The organism is Erwinia tasmaniensis Et1/99 (genome assembly GCF_000026185.1).
Classification (GTDB): domain Bacteria; phylum Pseudomonadota; class Gammaproteobacteria; order Enterobacterales; family Enterobacteriaceae; genus Erwinia; species Erwinia tasmaniensis.
Genome location: NC_010694.1, coordinates 2876994 through 2891463, shown reverse-complemented (window position 1 = coordinate 2891463; position 14470 = coordinate 2876994). Strand labels below are relative to the sequence as shown.

The window sequence follows — 14470 nt, the reverse complement described above, 5'->3', positions numbered from 1 at the left end:
GAATTTTATGATAAAACCGTTATTAGCCGTGATGATCGGCGGCTGTGCTGGCTGTGTTATTCGCTGGCTGTTGGCCGTGCGCCTGAATGCCTGGTTTCCAAATTTACCGCCCGGCACCCTGCTGGTGAATTTGGTGGGGGGGTTGATTATTGGCGCGACCGTGGCGTGGTTTGCCCGTTATCCGGGCATCGATCCAAACTGGAAGTTGCTCATTACTACCGGGCTGTGTGGCGGGATGACGACCTTTTCTACGTTTTCACTGGAGGTAGTGACGTTGCTTCAGGCCGGAAACTATCTGTGGGCCGTCATCTCGGTACTGACCCATGTGACAGGTTCACTGCTGATGACAATTGCCGGTTTCTGGCTGGTATCACTGCTTTTCTGAGCCGATTTCGGCTGTTCTGCCGAACGGCAACGCGCTGGCGCTGGCGGCATCGAAGAGTGACAGGCTCTCAATTTGACTCAGCATAATCACTTTACGGAAGGCTAAGGCCGATGTGGGTTGCGATACCAGGGTAATGCCATGTTCGGCGTACCAGCGGCTATAGTTGTGTTCAATATTTAAATTTTGCGACTGACTATCGCGATAGCCGCTCAACATTGGGATCAGTACGACGTTAGCGGTGGTCAGGTTATCGTATGCCGCCGCATGCACCATCCCGATGTAGATATGGCGCGATACCAGCGTGATCATAACCAGCTCGCCTTCCTCCATACATTGAAACAGCAGCCCCTCCACGCCGTTGGATCGGGACAGCTCTTTATACAATTTTTTCCTGCCGGTGCTGTCGAGGCGGGCGCTGCCCGACCAGCTGGAGCGATAAAGGCAAAAGATTACGGCAAACGCCAGCATAATCACCACCGGGGCCTGAATGCCCAAGAAACTCCAGTTCATAAATTCAATCTGCCACTGATGGTACAGACCATCGGCAAGCTGCGGAATGGCGTTAAATATTGCCGATATGGCCAGCAGCAGTAGCCAGATAATGGCAGTGGCGAACACCCCTTGTAAGACGAAAATACAGCCATACAGGGCGACGAGGAAATAGACGTCCCAGCCAAAGGAGCGCTTGATTTTAAATCGTGTGGAAAGGTCGCGGCTGGTATACCAGTAGCCACAGACCATCAATACCATAAAAATTGCCGTACCCATCTCAGACCCTCTTTAGTGTCGCGACATGACGGGCAAAATCTTGCCGAACTTCCGGGCTGCAAGTGTTGACGCTTGCGCTGCCGTCTTCATCAATCAGGATGCGCTCGCCTTCCTCTATCGACTCGGCAATGTCGCGCTTACTCATCACCTGGAGTAGCGATTCAGGACTTGAAAACAGAGCAAGAAAAAACCGAAACATAGTAAGTCCTCAATAGGTTTGCGCCAAGCCTGGCAGCAAAATGGCGTTCCCGCTATCAGACTGGCGCTAAACAGGCCGTCTGGCGTGAGGGTGAACGTCAGGAAAACGGTTGCTGTTTTAGCCGTAAAATGGCGGACATTGACGGATGTCGGGGGCAGAGGGGCAGGGTAAATCGTTTTTATAAACAGACGGATGCAGGTATTCTCTGCCGGTAGCGCAGGATAGCAGACAAAAGAAGAAACCCTGTTTACCCGCCTCAGGCGGAATGGTAGTTTCACAAAAAATAATTTGATGAGGAAATCTTGATATGAAGCAGCTGGTTATCGATATTTTAATGAAGCTCGCCAGGATGGATGTCGACACAAAAGAGCTGACGGCCCAGGTCGAGGCGCAATCGCTGGTGATTGCCGCGCTGTTACTGACCGTTGATAAAGAGGGTTCTTCATCCATTGCGGAAAATATCCAGAATGCCATTCTTTCCGTCACGCGCGGGGGCGAGGATTTTCTGCAAACCGACGTGGATTTACTGCTTACCCATGTCAACCGTCTGCTGGCGGTAACACGGTATGTTGATGAGGCTGCTCCCGCGGGAGGTATTTAAGGAGAGTCGTCAACTTCACGGTAGACCTCACCGCACAGCAGCACTGCCTTTGGACGGCGTTGATGGATACGCTCGGCCATTTGCTCACAGGCGTGCTGGGTGGGATAGATATGTTCTGAAACAGGAAGTGCGTCGCAGGCATCATATCCACAGGCACTGACGAGTAGCACGAAGCCAATTAACATCATTCACTCCTTGGGTCGAACGGTGTTTTTTACAGTATAGGCGACAGGGCGGGTGACAATGTGCCCGGCTTTGCTCGTCCGGTGGTTCTGACCGTCAGCCCGGTCCATGTCAGGTATCAGGGCTGACGATGGTGAACTGAAATTATCAGGATTAATCCTGGTTATTACTGCTACGGACAGATTTACAGAACTTGTCGAGCGAGTCGGGGCCTGATTAGGTATGACGTCGTAACCGGGAGATGAGCATTGTGTTATCAGCACTGTCGTATCTAAAAAACAAAGTCGGCTATATCCAGGAGTTTATTGCCGATCCGCGTAATACTGGCACTATCGCCCCTTCGTCAAAGGCGCTATGCAGGGCCATGTCGGAAGCGGCGGACTGGCAACGCTGTCTGCACATTGCCGAATTGGGTGCGGGGGAGGGAGTGCTAACCCGCCATCTGTTGAGCCTTATGCGCGAGGACGCGAATTTACAGACGTTCGAAACTAACCCGCGTTTTTATTCTTCCCTCAACGCTATGCAGGAGCGCGACCCGCGTTTGCAGGTAATGGCAAGGTCAGCCGAAAAGCTGCACGGCCAGTTCGACGCCATTTTTTCCTGTCTCCCCTTGCTGTCTATGCCGTATATGCTCCGCCATCGTATTCTGAAGCGTGCCGCTGGGCAGCTTGCTCCGGGCGGCATCTTTGTACAATTCCAGTACACCTCACTCAGTGAACCGCTACTCTCCTCTTACTTTTCGTGGAGCCGTAGGCGCGTGCTGGCCAATCTGCCTCCGGCATGGGTGTATCAGGGAAATGCACTGACGCAGTTACCCCAGGTCAGCACCGGTCGTTAATACGCTGTTACTCTCTTGCCGCGATGAGCGGCACAGGTCTGCTATGCTTAAATTTTGGGTACAGAGGAGGAGAAGATGAGTTGTTATGCAGACATTCCGGTTTCTAGTGATGAAGAGGTATGCAGCATTATCGGCAAAGCGGTGGTTGATCTCAGTATTACCGGGCAGCCGGTTAACAAAGCGACGCTGGGTTTAAAGCTTCTGGCCATGGCCGATCAGGATCAGGATGACGAACGTATTTTACTTTACTGGATTGCCCGCCGTGCGATCAGTCAACCGCACAAATTCGCAGACGCAAGGTTCTGAACCACGGTCTCTTAACCCCTGTTTCTGCGGGCAGAAGTTAACGGTCGTTCGGAATATTACTGAACGACCGTTACGATTATACCAGGCGTTTAATCGCCGGAACCTGGCGCAGCACCACGATCAGCAAGGCTGATACGGCGTAACTTAACAACGCCACCGCCGGAATACTCAAGATGGCGTAGTAGTTTTCGAAATTCACCGGCCACAGCCGTAGCAACGTTTCCAATACCAGCATATGAATAAAGAAAATCCCCGTGCTCAGCTTGGACAGTGCGCGTATGGCCAAATTAACGCGACGGCTTAAGCGCAGCGGCGCATTGAGCAACATAAAGAAACAGGTCAGCGCGAGCGTGACGATGGTCGGAGCCGAATAGAACAGGAAGATATCATTTGGCTGGTTGATGCTGATTGATAGCGAATAGCACATCACTGCGGTGAGCACCGCACTCAATATAAAGATAATAGCGGCAATAGGAACTTTAGGTGCCAGCTTATAGCGTCGAGCAATGCCGCCAATGATATAGAACCCGGAAAGATAAACCACCATATCAATATTACTGGGCGTTGACGTGGGCTGGTGCTCCAGCACGCTATCTTTGAAATTATCAAACAACATATAAACTGAGGCCAGAGCGAACCAGATAGCAAGTATGTAATTGATCCTCTGCTTGCTACCGTTCTGAATAAAGGTATTCAGCAGGGGCGTCACCAGGTACAGCAGGATTAACGTATAAATAAACCACAAATGCTGGTAAGCAGGGGTACTGAGCGTTTCCAGCAGACTGAATGAGGCGGTACTACCATGAATCATGCGATTATAAATAAAATAGATCACCGTCCATGCAATCAGCGGTATCAGCAGGTTTAGCACGCGTGTTTTCAGCGTACTGAGTAACGATTCGTTTTTATTAAGCGAGATATAGCCAGCAATCAGCAAATAGAGTGGAAACGAAATTCGACCCAGTGCGTCATACATTACCGCGACTGACCAGGCATTGTGAAAAGTGTTAAACGGCCCTGATGCGGTATGTAGCAGGATCACCAGATAGGTGGCGACGGGCATTAACAACTTAATATTAAGGGTTTTCAAGGACGGATTCCTTTGCCTTAGGGCAGCACTGCAAGGGTTCTGCAGGTATACAATGCTTATAAAGTAACATATCTCTGTGCCTGCCAGCTGTTTTACCGTCAAATATTATCGTCTGTGCTGCTTTTTTTTGCGCTATCGATAGTGATCTCGGATGCGCATGATTCATCGACTTTGACCACGCGATATTGTGCCGAACCGTGCCAGATATAAATACACGCCCGGCCCGCCTCCCCACCGTCCTGTTCCTGTGAAAGGGGAACGGTAATCGTATCTGCCTGCGAAAAAGGGGTAAAGCTGAAAAGGCCTACCAGGAGCAGGCAGGGTAAAAGCGTTGAAGAGCGTTGCGATAGCGACATAACGTGCACTCCATAATGACTTGGCGCCGAGGAACGGAGAATATTGATGGCCATCAGCCGCGGCTAACAGCCAGTATTCCAGATTAACGCCGGGCAATATCGACGCTAACTGGCGATTTGCTCCATCGGAATGCTCTTTGTTTTACCCTACTTATACAAAATCGTTTACGTGAGCATGCTTTTAACAGATAAACGGACAGGGGCTGCTCATCATAACTGTTAATGCGCTGCCCGTAGAAACAGCATCCGGACGGCGCGGCCATCAAGACAGTGCAAACGGTGAAAGTAGCGCCGTTCAGATATCGGACGTTGAGCAGGTACCGCTGCTGATTAATTTGCACGCTTCAGAGCATTGTAACCGGCACGATCGATAGCGGATGAAGCAGCGGGCTACCGTCTTGTGCTCTGTACAATTTATTGGAGCTTAGCTTTAAAATCTAACCTGGAAGTTCCCGTGTTACCTTATTATAAAACAATTTATTTGCGCTGTAGCACAAAAAGTCAATGGTAGCAGGAGAGGGATGTGACGTGGATAAAAAATAGCCTCGGGAAGTGGGAAACCCAGCAACACTTCCAGAGGCCATGCAAATGCATAATTCGTTACGGCAGTGACTATATCTGCTTTGATAAAACTGTACAAGTATATTTTTTTGTACAGGTTTGAGGCGGTTACCGTCCGTTGGCAAAAAGCGTGACGGCGGCTAGAAAAACTTGCTAGAGTGCGGCTTTAGCCGTTAACGGAATTTGATATGTCGAACGAAATTGCACATCCTTCTAACAGCCCGAAGCAGGCCGCCCTACAGCTGGTGATTGAACTGGTTCGTGCAGGAAAACTCAGCCCGCTACAGGGTGACGCTGCGAATATGATCTCCATCTATGAGCAGTTTAAAACGCACTTCGAAGCTGAAAAGCATAAGCATGCCTCCGAGTCGGCAATTTCCTGACTTGCTAATTGGAAGCATCAGCTGCACGTCCGGCGCGCAGCTGATGCTTTGCTAAATTTTACTCACCCGGTCGAAATACAGCAGGCTGATCCCAATCCCCCCGTATGCCCCCTGTACATGATTGCTCAAAGCGACCTGCTGCTGCCCCTGTAGCATCACCACAAACGGTGAGTTTTGCTGGATCTCGCCCTGCAACTGCTGATAAAGCGCGCCGCGTTTTTTAACATCGCTTTCGGCAGCGGCGGCGCGGGTCTGCGCGCTCAGCGAGGGAATGTTCCAGCCAACGCGCCAGGCGAGGGTCTTAGGCCCGCCGTCAACATTCGAGGCAAAGGTGCTGGCATTACTGTTGGCATCGACGTAGTCCGCTCCCCAGTAGATAAATACCGACTGGAAATCGCGTCCGCGCATTTTACCCCAGAGTTCAGACTCCGCCACCGGATGAATGTCAATTTGAATATCCGCTTTAGCAAAGCTGGCCTGTAGTGCCTGTGCCACTTCACCGTACGGCGGCTGGTTGACGATCGTCAGAGCGAAGCGCGTGCCCGGCTTAATCCCGGCTCCGGCCAGAATCGCTTTAGCTTTGGCGACATCGTAATGGAACGGTTGCGTGTTTAGCGCGCCGTCGAAGCCGTCGGGCAGGAAGGCTTGATGTACCGAATATTGCCCTCTCAACAGCTGTTGAGAAAGACTGTTATAGTCAATCAACCAGCGTGCTGCCTGCCAAAAGGCCGGATTGCCCAGCGCGGGCTGCTGCTTGTCCTGAGTATTAAAGCCGAGGTAATAAATCAGGCCGGAGGGGAAGCTGGCAACGGTAACGTTGGGCTGTTTTTTCAGCGCGGCGAACTGATCGGCGCCGAGAGCGTAGGCGACATCGGCATCCCCCTGTTGCAACAGCAGGCGGCGTGAACCGGCATCGGCGACATTTTTCAGAATAATCCGTTTAAGATGCGGTGCGGGCCTGGCCTGGGGATTCTGTTCAAGGACCAGCGCCTGCTGTGGCACATAGTGGCTAATTTTATAGGCGGCACTGCCGGCCGAATGAGTACGCAACCAGCCGTTTCCAAAGTCGCCCGTGCTGGCGTGCTGTTGTGCCAACTTACCGTCGATAATTGAGGCGACAGGGGAGGTCAGCAGGCGCAGCGCCAGGTCGCGCCCAATATTGGAGGTCCAGCGAATTTCGATCTGACTGTCGCCGTGTTTAATCAGCTGGGCATCAATATTTTCTGGCGTCCAGCCGAATTCACCGAGAATAAATACCGGCGTTTTATTCAGCTTTACCGCACGCGTCAGTGAATAAATCACGTCGTCACTGGTCACCGGATTACCGCTGGCAAACTTCGCTCCCGGTTTCAGGCTAAACAGCAGGCTGTGTTCGTTATCGCCCGGCTGCCAGCTGCTGGCCAGTTCAGGCGCCAGCTGACGCGGGTCGTCGATATCTGCGGAGACCAGCGTCTGGTAGACGTTGCGCAGGCTGCTGGTACTGACAGTTTCAAAACTTTCCGCCGGATCGAAGCTGATAATGCCGTCGAGGGAAATCGCGACGATAAGCGTATCGGCGGGCGTTGCGGCCTGAACACCCGCAGAGAATAGCAGGGTACTGCCCAGCAATAAGGTAAAAATTTTTCGCATAATAAACCCCGATCTGGTTGAGATATCAGGACTATAAGAGCGATATGCGGAAATCAAAAATGCCGGATCTGACTATCCTTAGCTGTTTAAAACATAGTCTGCCGCGGGATTGAGAAATTATGCTGAAGGGGAGCTCACTCAAGCGCCCCTCAGGCTGTGCGCGCTAGCTCACCAGCTTTCCCCCATCCATATGCACGGCACGATCGCACATATGGTCGATAACATCGGGATCGTGGCTCACCAGCACCATCGTCAGGTTATCCTGCTGTTTCAGCCGGGTGAGCAAATTGAGGATCTCGGCCTGCACCGACATATCCAGGGCGGAGGTCGGTTCATCCAGCAGCAGAATTTTTGGCTCCAGCAGCAGGGCACGCACGATCGCCACGCGCTGGCGCTGACCACCGGAAAGCTGGTGTGGATAACGATCCGCCAGCGCCGGATCCAGTCCGGCATGTTCGAAACCGCGATCGATTCGCTCATCGATCCGATCGCGGCCGATAAGCTTCAGCGGTTCGGCAAGCGTGCGGCGCAGACGGTGGCGCGGGTGCAGTGAGGCATAAGGATCCTGAAACACCATTTGCACATCGCGCCTCAGCTGCCCGGTAAAAGGCTTGCCGGGCAAAGCCTGATGCCCTGCCAGCCGCATGCCGCCCTGCCAGTGCGCATTGAGACCGGCCATCACCCACAGCAGCGATGACTTGCCGCAGCCGGAAGGCCCGACCAGGCCAAAGCATTCGCCGGGATCGATCGCCAGCGTCACATCATGCACCACGCTGCGCAGCTCGTAGCCCTGCCTGTGGGCCACGCTCAGTTGGGATAGTTCAATCATGGCGGTCTTCTCCTCTTACCAGCGCGGCGCGATCCAGCACCGGCAGCAGCCTGCCGTGGGTTGCCTTACCTGGACGGCACGACCAAAGCGTACGTGTATAAGGATGGGTGGCGCGGGGTAGCTCATCTGCGGGCAGGCGGTCCAGCACTTCGCCCTGATACATCACCATCACCCGTTCACAGTGTTCGGAAACCTGTTGCAGGTCGTGGCTGATCAGCAACAGGCCCATATTGCGCCGATCCACCAGATTGCGGATCAGCGCCAGCACCTGGTCGCGCATCGCGTGATCCAGGGCCGAAGTGGGCTCGTCGGCAATCAGAAAGCGCGGTTCGGCGATCAGCGCGATTGCCAGCATCACGCGCTGTCCCATCCCGCCAGAAAGCTGGTGGGGATAGTGCTGCATCAGCCGTGCTGGCTGCGGCAATCCGACCGCGTCGAGCATCTCGCACACTTTTTCCCTGATTTCAGCGCGGGAAAAACGGCCGTGCAGCTTCAGCGGCTCGGCAACCTGCCAGCCGATGGTGCGTAGCGGATTAAGGGCATATTTCGGGTCCTGCATGACCATGCCGAGCTGGCCGCCGCGCAGCTGGCTCCAGCGGCGCTCGCTGAGCGTTAGCGCATTTTCTCCGGCGATATCCAGCGTATTGGCCTCTACCCGCAGCGAAGGGGCCAGCAGGCCCATCAAGGTGCGTGCGGTAAGTGACTTACCGGAACCGGATTCGCCGACCAGCGCGACGCGTTCACGACCGAGCGTAAAGCTGATATTTTTCACCAGCGGCGTGCCGTCGGCCGTGTGGATAGTCAGGCCATCCGCCACTATTTTTGCAGAAGGATCAGTTGTCATTTCGGGTGTCCAGTCGGTCACGCAGGCCATCGCCCGTGAGATTAAATGCCAGGCTGGCAAACAGGATCGCGCCGCCGGGAACGGCCGCCACCCACCATTGGTCGAATATGACCTTGCTGCCTTCCGCCACCATGGATCCCCATTCGGCGGTCGGCGGTTGGATCCCCATGCCGAGGAAGCCCAGACCCGCGGCAGAGAGGATAATTCCGCCAAGGCTGAGGGCGGCACGGACGACCGCCGTCGGCAGACAGAGCGGCAAAATATGGCCGAACATCAGGCGCAGACCGTTGATACCCTGCATGCGGGCGGCGGCGAGATAGTCGCTGCGGCGTAGGGCGAGAGTTTCAGCGCGCGCCTGGCGGGCAAACGGCGGCCAGCTGGTTAGCGCCAGCGCCAGCGCGCCATTCATCAGCCCCGGCCCCATCATTGCCACCAGCGCCAGCGCAATCACCAGATTGGGCAGAGACAGGAAAATATCGGTTATGCGCATCAGGACGCGCTCGGCCCAGCCGCCGAGATAGCCAGCGCTGATGCCAATCAGCATGCCTACCGGTATGGTCAGTACCAGGATCAACGACACCAGCAGCAGCGTGGGCCGCGCGCCGTAAATCACTCTGGAGAGCAGATCGCGGCCAAAGCCATCGGTTCCCAGCCAGTGATCGGCGGAAGGGGGCATCAGCCGCACCGCCATCTGCTGCGCGTTCGGATCGGCTGGTGCCAGCAGGGGGGCAAACAGGGCGGCGAAAATCAGCAGTCCAACCAGGCCCAGGCCAATAGTCAGCGTGAGGTTACGGCGTACGCGCGGTTTAACACTTTCCGCATTGGGGAGAGAGGGCGTCATCGGGTTCTCGGGTCAGTCAGGTAGGTTAACGCATCCGCCAGCGCGTTGATGGCAATAAAACAGCCGCCAATCAGCAGGGTGGAGCCGAGGATAGCCGGGGTGTCCGAGGCGAACAGCGCGGTGGTCATATAACGGCCTACGCCCGGCCAGGCGAACACGGTTTCCGTCAGCACCGAGCCTTCCAGCAGCGTGGCGTAGGAGAGCGCCAGCACGGTGATCAGCGTGCCGCGCACGTTAGGGAAGATGTGTAGCAGCAGGATACGCCCTCGGCTGGCCCCTTTGGCGCGGGCAAGCGTGACATACTCTTTACCGCTTTCCTCCAGTAATGCTGCGCGCAGTAGCCTGGTGATGGTCGCCATGGACAGCAGTCCCAGCACCATCACCGGTAGCCACAGATGGGCGATGGCGTTACGCAACATTTCCTTGTCGCCGGACAGCCAGCTGTCGATCAGCACCAGTCCGGTTTTCGGCTCCAGCGTATAGATCCAGATATCGTCCAGCCGCCCCGGCCCGGCGGACCAGTGCAATACGGCGTAGAACAGCAACAGCCCAAGCAGTCCAAGCCAGAATACCGGCACCGAATAGCCGAGCAGTGAGATTATCCTGGCCAAATTATCCAGCAGGCTGCCCGGCTTCCACGCCGCCACTAACGCCAGCAAAATACCAAACAGCGCGCCGAAGATCATGGCGCAGGTGGCCAGCTCAATGGTGGCAGGGAAGGTGCGTGCCAGGTCGCTGACGACCGGTTGACTAGTGATACTTGAAGTGCCGAGATCGCCGTGAATAAGGTTCTGCACATAGTGCAAAAACTGTAGCGGTAGCGGCTGGTCCAGTCCAAGACTGGCGCGCGCCTGGGCATAGGTCGATTCACTGGCGTGATCGCCGGCAATTTGCAGCGCCGGGTCAATTGGTGAAAGACGAGAAAGCGCGAAGGTAAAGAGCAGTAGCCCCAGCAGGGTGACCAGCAGAGAGAGCAGCGCGCTCAGTACCCCGCCGCTTCGGCGCCAGAAGAGCCGGGCGGATGGCCCGGCATGGCGTAAAGATGCGGCCATTACTTGGTGACCTGGCTGTAATAGACCATGTCCGGGTTAATGCCCTGCACGTAGCCCTTCAGATTGTCGCGCAGCGCCACCAGATTACGCGCCTGCATACCGATCACGTACGGTGAGCTTTGCAGCACTTCGCGCTGCATTTTCTGGTATAGCTCAACGCGCTTCGCTTTGTCGCTTTCTGCCGTGGCGGCCAGCGTCTGCTTGTTCAGTTCAGGAATATGCCAGTTGGAGCGCCACGCCAGGGTTTTACTGCCATCTTCCGGGTTATAGGCAAAGGCTGCGGCATTGGTATTCGGGTCGAAGTAATCCGCCCCCCAGGCATTCAGGGTGGCCTGGTATTGGTGTGCTTTCACCCGCGTTGCCACTTCGGAACTGATACCCGGCTCAACCTCGACTTTGATGCCGCCTTTAGCGAAGCTGGCCTGCAGGGCCTGAGCAATATCCAGGTAGGGGGGCTGGTTGCTGGTGGACAGCTTAAAGCTGACGTGAGTCAGGCCCGCCTTCTTCAGGATTGCCTTGGCTTTTTCCGGATCGTAGGTGAACGGATTGTCGTTCAGCGCGCCGAGGAAGCCCTCCGGCAGGAACGACTGATGGACCTGGAACTGCCCCTTCAACAGGTCATTGGCGATGCCTTTGTAGTCAAACAGGTAGCGCGAAGCCTCCCACAACGCCGGGTTTTTCAGCTCCGGATTGGCGTCGATATTAAACTGGATGTAATAGAGCGAGGCCATCGGGACCGCCAGCGTTTTCACTCCGGCTTTATCCTTCAGCGAGGCCATCTGGTCAGCCCCCAGGTTACGCGCGATATCAGCATCGCCCTGCTCCAGCAGCAGACGGCGCGCGGCAGGTTCCGGCACATTTTTGATCAACACATTTTTCAGTTTTGGTGCGCCGCCCGGAGAGCTGGGGTTAGCGCTGAACAGCACCACCTCATGCGGAATATATTTGCGGATCTGATAAGGGCCGCTGCCTGCCGAGTGCTGGGCCAGCCACTTATTGCCAAAATCGCCCTGTTTTTCATTTGCCATCACCGTTTTTTCATCGACGATGGATGAAACGGGGGCGGCCAACAGGCTGAGAACATAAGTCGGGCTGACGTTGGCGCTCCAGCTAATTTGCACATGCTGGTCGTCGATTTTTTTCAGCTGGGCATCGACGTTATCTTTTGTCCAGCCGAGCTGGGACAGGATAAACGAGGGATCGAGGTTCAGTTTAATCACGCGTGAGAGTGAGAAGATCACATCTTCAGGGCGCAGCGGGTTGCCGGAGGCGAATTTTGCCCCTTCGCGCAGGGTAAAGGTCATGCTGCGGTTGTCGCTGCCCGGCTGCCATTGGGTCGCCAGCGTGGGTTGCAGGTCGGTCGGATTTTGCGGATCGGACTGAACCAGGCGCTGATAAAGGTTGGTGAAAGCCTGAACCGAGGTCAGTTCAAAGCCGTCTGCCGGGTCGAAACTGTTCGCGTCATCGATTGACTGGGCAATGACCAGCGTATCCGCAGGCGTTGCGGCAGAGGCAATAAAAGGTGCCGCCAAAGTCAGAGCGAAAACAGAGGGGATTGTATTTTTCATGACGTTTCCTTGCCTTAGGATTTTTCGCGAGTGTAAGTGAACAGCCAATAAGAATAATAGTAGATTATTCGCTATCGTTATGCGCAAAGGTTATAAGCCTGGCGAAGTCGTTATAAAGTGAACGCCGGGGCAGCATGGCTAGCGGACAACGTTTTGCCAAAGAAGCGGGGCAACGCCGAAAAAATTGTTCAGCATATGCAGGTAAATCGGGAGTTTCAGGCCGCCAGATATCAAACGGGCGGCACACAGCAACAGTGACAAGACGGTAAGCGAAATCAGGGTTTGCAGGTGCGCATACTGAGTATGGAGCAGGGCAAAAAAGAGTGAAGTGACTATTGAGCAGGTCAGGCGCTGGGCCGGTGCCCACAGCAGAAAAGCGTGCAGGATAAAACCCCGGAAGAGGATTTCTTCAAAGACCGGTGCCAGTATCACCACCGCCAGACAGAAGCTAATCAGCCCTAGCTGCGAGTAGCCTGTCTGGCTGAGTGTCCAGCTTTCCGGGCGTAAATACCACGACTGGCTACCGATGGTCGCCAGCAGCAGCACGCTGAACAGCAGTACCTGGCGCGTGCGCAATGTGCCCAAAGCGATATCCGTAAAGCGCAGACTGTACCCGCGATAAAACGCCACCAGGGCAATAAACTCCAGCAGGCAGGTCAACGGCATCAGCAATCCCTGGCTCTTTAACGTATCGATATAGGGAAGGTGATTGACCAGGACCGCAATCGAATACCATATGATAAACGCGCCGCTGCAAAACAGGGTTTGGCTAACGTTGTCAGAGGCTGATGTCATGGCAAGGATCTTAAGCAGCAGAAAGACGGCGATGTTAACAAGCTATCGGCCCCTCCGGCAAATTGCAGGGCATGCGGGCTGCGCAAGAGGGGGGGAATCTGCTAACCTTTGCACGCATTAGCGTTTATCAAGCCAGAGAGGAGCAGTAAAAGTGAAATTTTATGGGAAAGTTGCCGCGATGCTGGCGTTAATGGCCTTAGCGGGCTGCCAGTCAGCGGATAAAAAAAGCCTGTCGTCTGCGGCGGTCGACCCGGAAATGGACCGCTGCGGCGCATCGGAATATCAGCAGTACGTCGGTAAACCGCTGACGGCCATTGAATCTCTTCGTTTTGACCATGCGGTGCGTGCCATACCTTACCACTCCGCCGTGACGATGGATTTCAATCTGAATCGCATCAACTTTATGGGCGATAAGCAGGGCAATATCAGCCTGGTTTACTGCGGGTAAATGCTCTGCCTGAAACGGTCAGTGACCTGCCGTTCGGGCTTTCAGGCATGGCGAGAACTCCATCCGATCGCAGCCGGTTTATCACCGCGCTGCGGTCAGCCTCATCTATTCCTGAACTTTCAGTACCTCTGCCAGCAGCCTACGGCAGTCGAGCAGTACCGACGGCTCCTGTTCCTGACCCAGCCTTGTCATAACGTTGGCGATAATCGCTGAATTACTGACCGGCGTGCCTGACTGCATCAGTTCCACCATAATCGCCTCCAGTAGCCCGCTCTCTTTTACTGCGTGAAAAGAGGGGCTGTTAAAATAGTCGGTGATGGCGCGCCCGGCGCCCTGCAAATGATGATCCATGACAAACCTCCTTATTAGACGCGCCGTTTACGGTCGTAAAGCCACAACATCGATTCAGGCCGATAGCATGACAAGCGGGATCTCTGAACAATCCGTAGGGGCATTTTTATTACTCTAGGTGCCGTACACGGGAATGCCAGTTACCAATAGAAATATATTTTTATATGCCGTCGGCGGACGGTGATCGATTATCTGGACACATTGTGACCTCTCAGGTCTGGCTGTTGCCGTTTGTCCGCCGCTAATGGCAGGATTTAGGGCGCAGGAGAAACGGCGGTGAAATTATTTAATCAAATTAATCATGGGGTTAATATATATTCCTGCATTTTATTCAATCCCCCCTTGTACTGAAAGCCAAGTTATGAGTAAATGTGCCTGTCGGTTTTGATACAGACCCACGTATGCGAGCAATTTTAGTAAAGCAGTCTTCAGTTCAAGCGTTA

19 protein-coding genes are annotated in these 14470 nt (G+C 54.5%); 6 read left to right on the top strand and 13 right to left on the bottom strand.

The genetic code is table 11. The features are described from left to right. Positions 1–7: 7 nt before the first annotated feature. Positions 8–385 carry a fluoride efflux transporter CrcB gene (gene crcB, locus ETA_RS14095; protein ID WP_012442299.1) on the top strand — a complete coding sequence of 126 codons (378 nt, stop codon included), beginning with the start codon at positions 8–10 and terminating at the stop codon, positions 383–385. Here the strand turns inward: crcB and ETA_RS14090 are convergent. Next, positions 371–1153: a hypothetical protein gene (locus tag ETA_RS14090; RefSeq protein ID WP_012442298.1), complete on the bottom strand. Its 783-nt coding sequence runs from the start codon at positions 1151–1153 to the stop codon at positions 371–373. The two genes, crcB and ETA_RS14090, sit on opposite strands and share 15 nt — an antisense overlap. 1 nt (position 1154) lies before the next feature. Then, positions 1155–1352 (bottom strand): hypothetical protein, encoded by a 198-nt coding sequence (locus tag ETA_RS14085; RefSeq protein WP_012442297.1) that lies wholly within the window; start codon positions 1350–1352, stop codon positions 1155–1157. Between the two features lie 307 nt (positions 1353–1659). Here ETA_RS14085 and iraP point away from each other — a divergent pair, with 307 nt between their 5' ends. After that, positions 1660–1953, top strand: coding sequence for an anti-adapter protein IraP (gene iraP / locus ETA_RS14080; protein ID WP_012442296.1), 294 nt, complete (start codon positions 1660–1662; stop codon positions 1951–1953). Here iraP and ETA_RS14075 read toward each other — a convergent pair. Further along, complete coding sequence (locus tag ETA_RS14075) at positions 1950–2138, bottom strand: hypothetical protein (protein WP_012442295.1); 189 nt, start codon at positions 2136–2138, stop codon at positions 1950–1952. The two genes, iraP and ETA_RS14075, sit on opposite strands and share 4 nt — an antisense overlap. Positions 2139–2386: 248 nt before the next feature. Between ETA_RS14075 and ETA_RS14070 the strand changes: the two genes are divergently transcribed. Both ETA_RS14070 and ETA_RS14065 read left to right on the top strand, forming a co-directional pair. After that, positions 2387–2974, top strand: a complete 588-nt coding sequence (locus tag ETA_RS14070; RefSeq protein ID WP_042959343.1) for a class I SAM-dependent methyltransferase — start codon at positions 2387–2389, stop codon at positions 2972–2974. 75 nt (positions 2975–3049) lie between these two features. Next, on the top strand, positions 3050–3280 hold the full coding sequence (locus ETA_RS14065; protein WP_042959074.1) for a hypothetical protein: 231 nt from the start codon (positions 3050–3052) through the stop codon (positions 3278–3280). Positions 3281–3356: 76 nt separating this feature from the next. Here the strand turns inward: ETA_RS14065 and ETA_RS14060 are convergent, their stop codons facing one another. Next, the gene (locus ETA_RS14060; RefSeq protein WP_012442292.1) at positions 3357–4343 is read right to left on the bottom strand and encodes an acyltransferase; all 987 of its coding nucleotides are present in this window, start codon (positions 4341–4343) and stop codon (positions 3357–3359) included. Positions 4344–4468: 125 nt separating this feature from the next. After that, positions 4469–4726 carry a hypothetical protein gene (locus tag ETA_RS14055; protein WP_049778761.1) on the bottom strand — a complete coding sequence of 86 codons (258 nt, stop codon included), beginning with the start codon at positions 4724–4726 and terminating at the stop codon, positions 4469–4471. Between the two features lie 749 nt (positions 4727–5475). Here ETA_RS14055 and ETA_RS14050 point away from each other — a divergent pair. Next, positions 5476–5670, top strand: a complete 195-nt coding sequence (locus ETA_RS14050; protein WP_012442290.1) for a hypothetical protein — start codon at positions 5476–5478, stop codon at positions 5668–5670. 51 nt (positions 5671–5721) lie between these two features. Here ETA_RS14050 and ETA_RS14045 read toward each other — a convergent pair whose 3' ends face one another. From ETA_RS14045 to ETA_RS14015, 7 genes are all read right to left on the bottom strand, one after another. Next, positions 5722–7299 carry an ABC transporter substrate-binding protein gene (locus ETA_RS14045; RefSeq protein WP_012442289.1) on the bottom strand — a complete coding sequence of 526 codons (1578 nt, stop codon included), beginning with the start codon at positions 7297–7299 and terminating at the stop codon, positions 5722–5724. 163 nt (positions 7300–7462) lie between these two features. After that, complete coding sequence (locus ETA_RS14040) at positions 7463–8128, bottom strand: ABC transporter ATP-binding protein (protein ID WP_012442288.1); 666 nt, start codon at positions 8126–8128, stop codon at positions 7463–7465. Continuing rightward, positions 8121–8972, bottom strand: coding sequence for an ABC transporter ATP-binding protein (locus ETA_RS14035; RefSeq protein WP_012442287.1), 852 nt, complete (start codon positions 8970–8972; stop codon positions 8121–8123). Before ETA_RS14035 ends, ETA_RS14040 begins: the two co-directional genes overlap by 8 nt. After that, positions 8962–9813, bottom strand: a complete 852-nt coding sequence (locus ETA_RS14030; RefSeq protein WP_012442286.1) for an ABC transporter permease — start codon at positions 9811–9813, stop codon at positions 8962–8964. The genes ETA_RS14035 and ETA_RS14030 overlap by 11 nt, the downstream gene beginning before the upstream one ends. Beyond that, positions 9810–10865, bottom strand: coding sequence for an ABC transporter permease (locus ETA_RS14025; RefSeq protein ID WP_012442285.1), 1056 nt, complete (start codon positions 10863–10865; stop codon positions 9810–9812). Before ETA_RS14025 ends, ETA_RS14030 begins: the two co-directional genes overlap by 4 nt. Further along, a complete protein-coding gene (locus ETA_RS14020; RefSeq protein WP_012442284.1) occupies positions 10865–12433 on the bottom strand; it encodes an ABC transporter substrate-binding protein in 1569 nt (522 codons plus the stop codon). Before ETA_RS14020 ends, ETA_RS14025 begins: the two co-directional genes overlap by 1 nt. A gap of 138 nt (positions 12434–12571) precedes the next feature. Beyond that, the gene (locus tag ETA_RS14015; protein ID WP_012442283.1) at positions 12572–13228 is read right to left on the bottom strand and encodes a CPBP family intramembrane glutamic endopeptidase; all 657 of its coding nucleotides are present in this window, start codon (positions 13226–13228) and stop codon (positions 12572–12574) included. 151 nt (positions 13229–13379) lie between these two features. On the opposite strand from ETA_RS14015, the gene ETA_RS14010 reads away from it, so the two are divergent. Further along, entirely contained in the window at positions 13380–13676 is a 297-nt protein-coding gene (locus ETA_RS14010; protein WP_012442282.1) for an I78 family peptidase inhibitor, read from the top strand. A gap of 105 nt (positions 13677–13781) precedes the next feature. Here ETA_RS14010 and ETA_RS14005 read toward each other — a convergent pair whose 3' ends face one another. Continuing rightward, positions 13782–14027 (bottom strand): biofilm development regulator YmgB/AriR family protein, encoded by a 246-nt coding sequence (locus ETA_RS14005; protein WP_012442281.1) that lies wholly within the window; start codon positions 14025–14027, stop codon positions 13782–13784. Positions 14028–14470 lie beyond the last annotated feature (443 nt).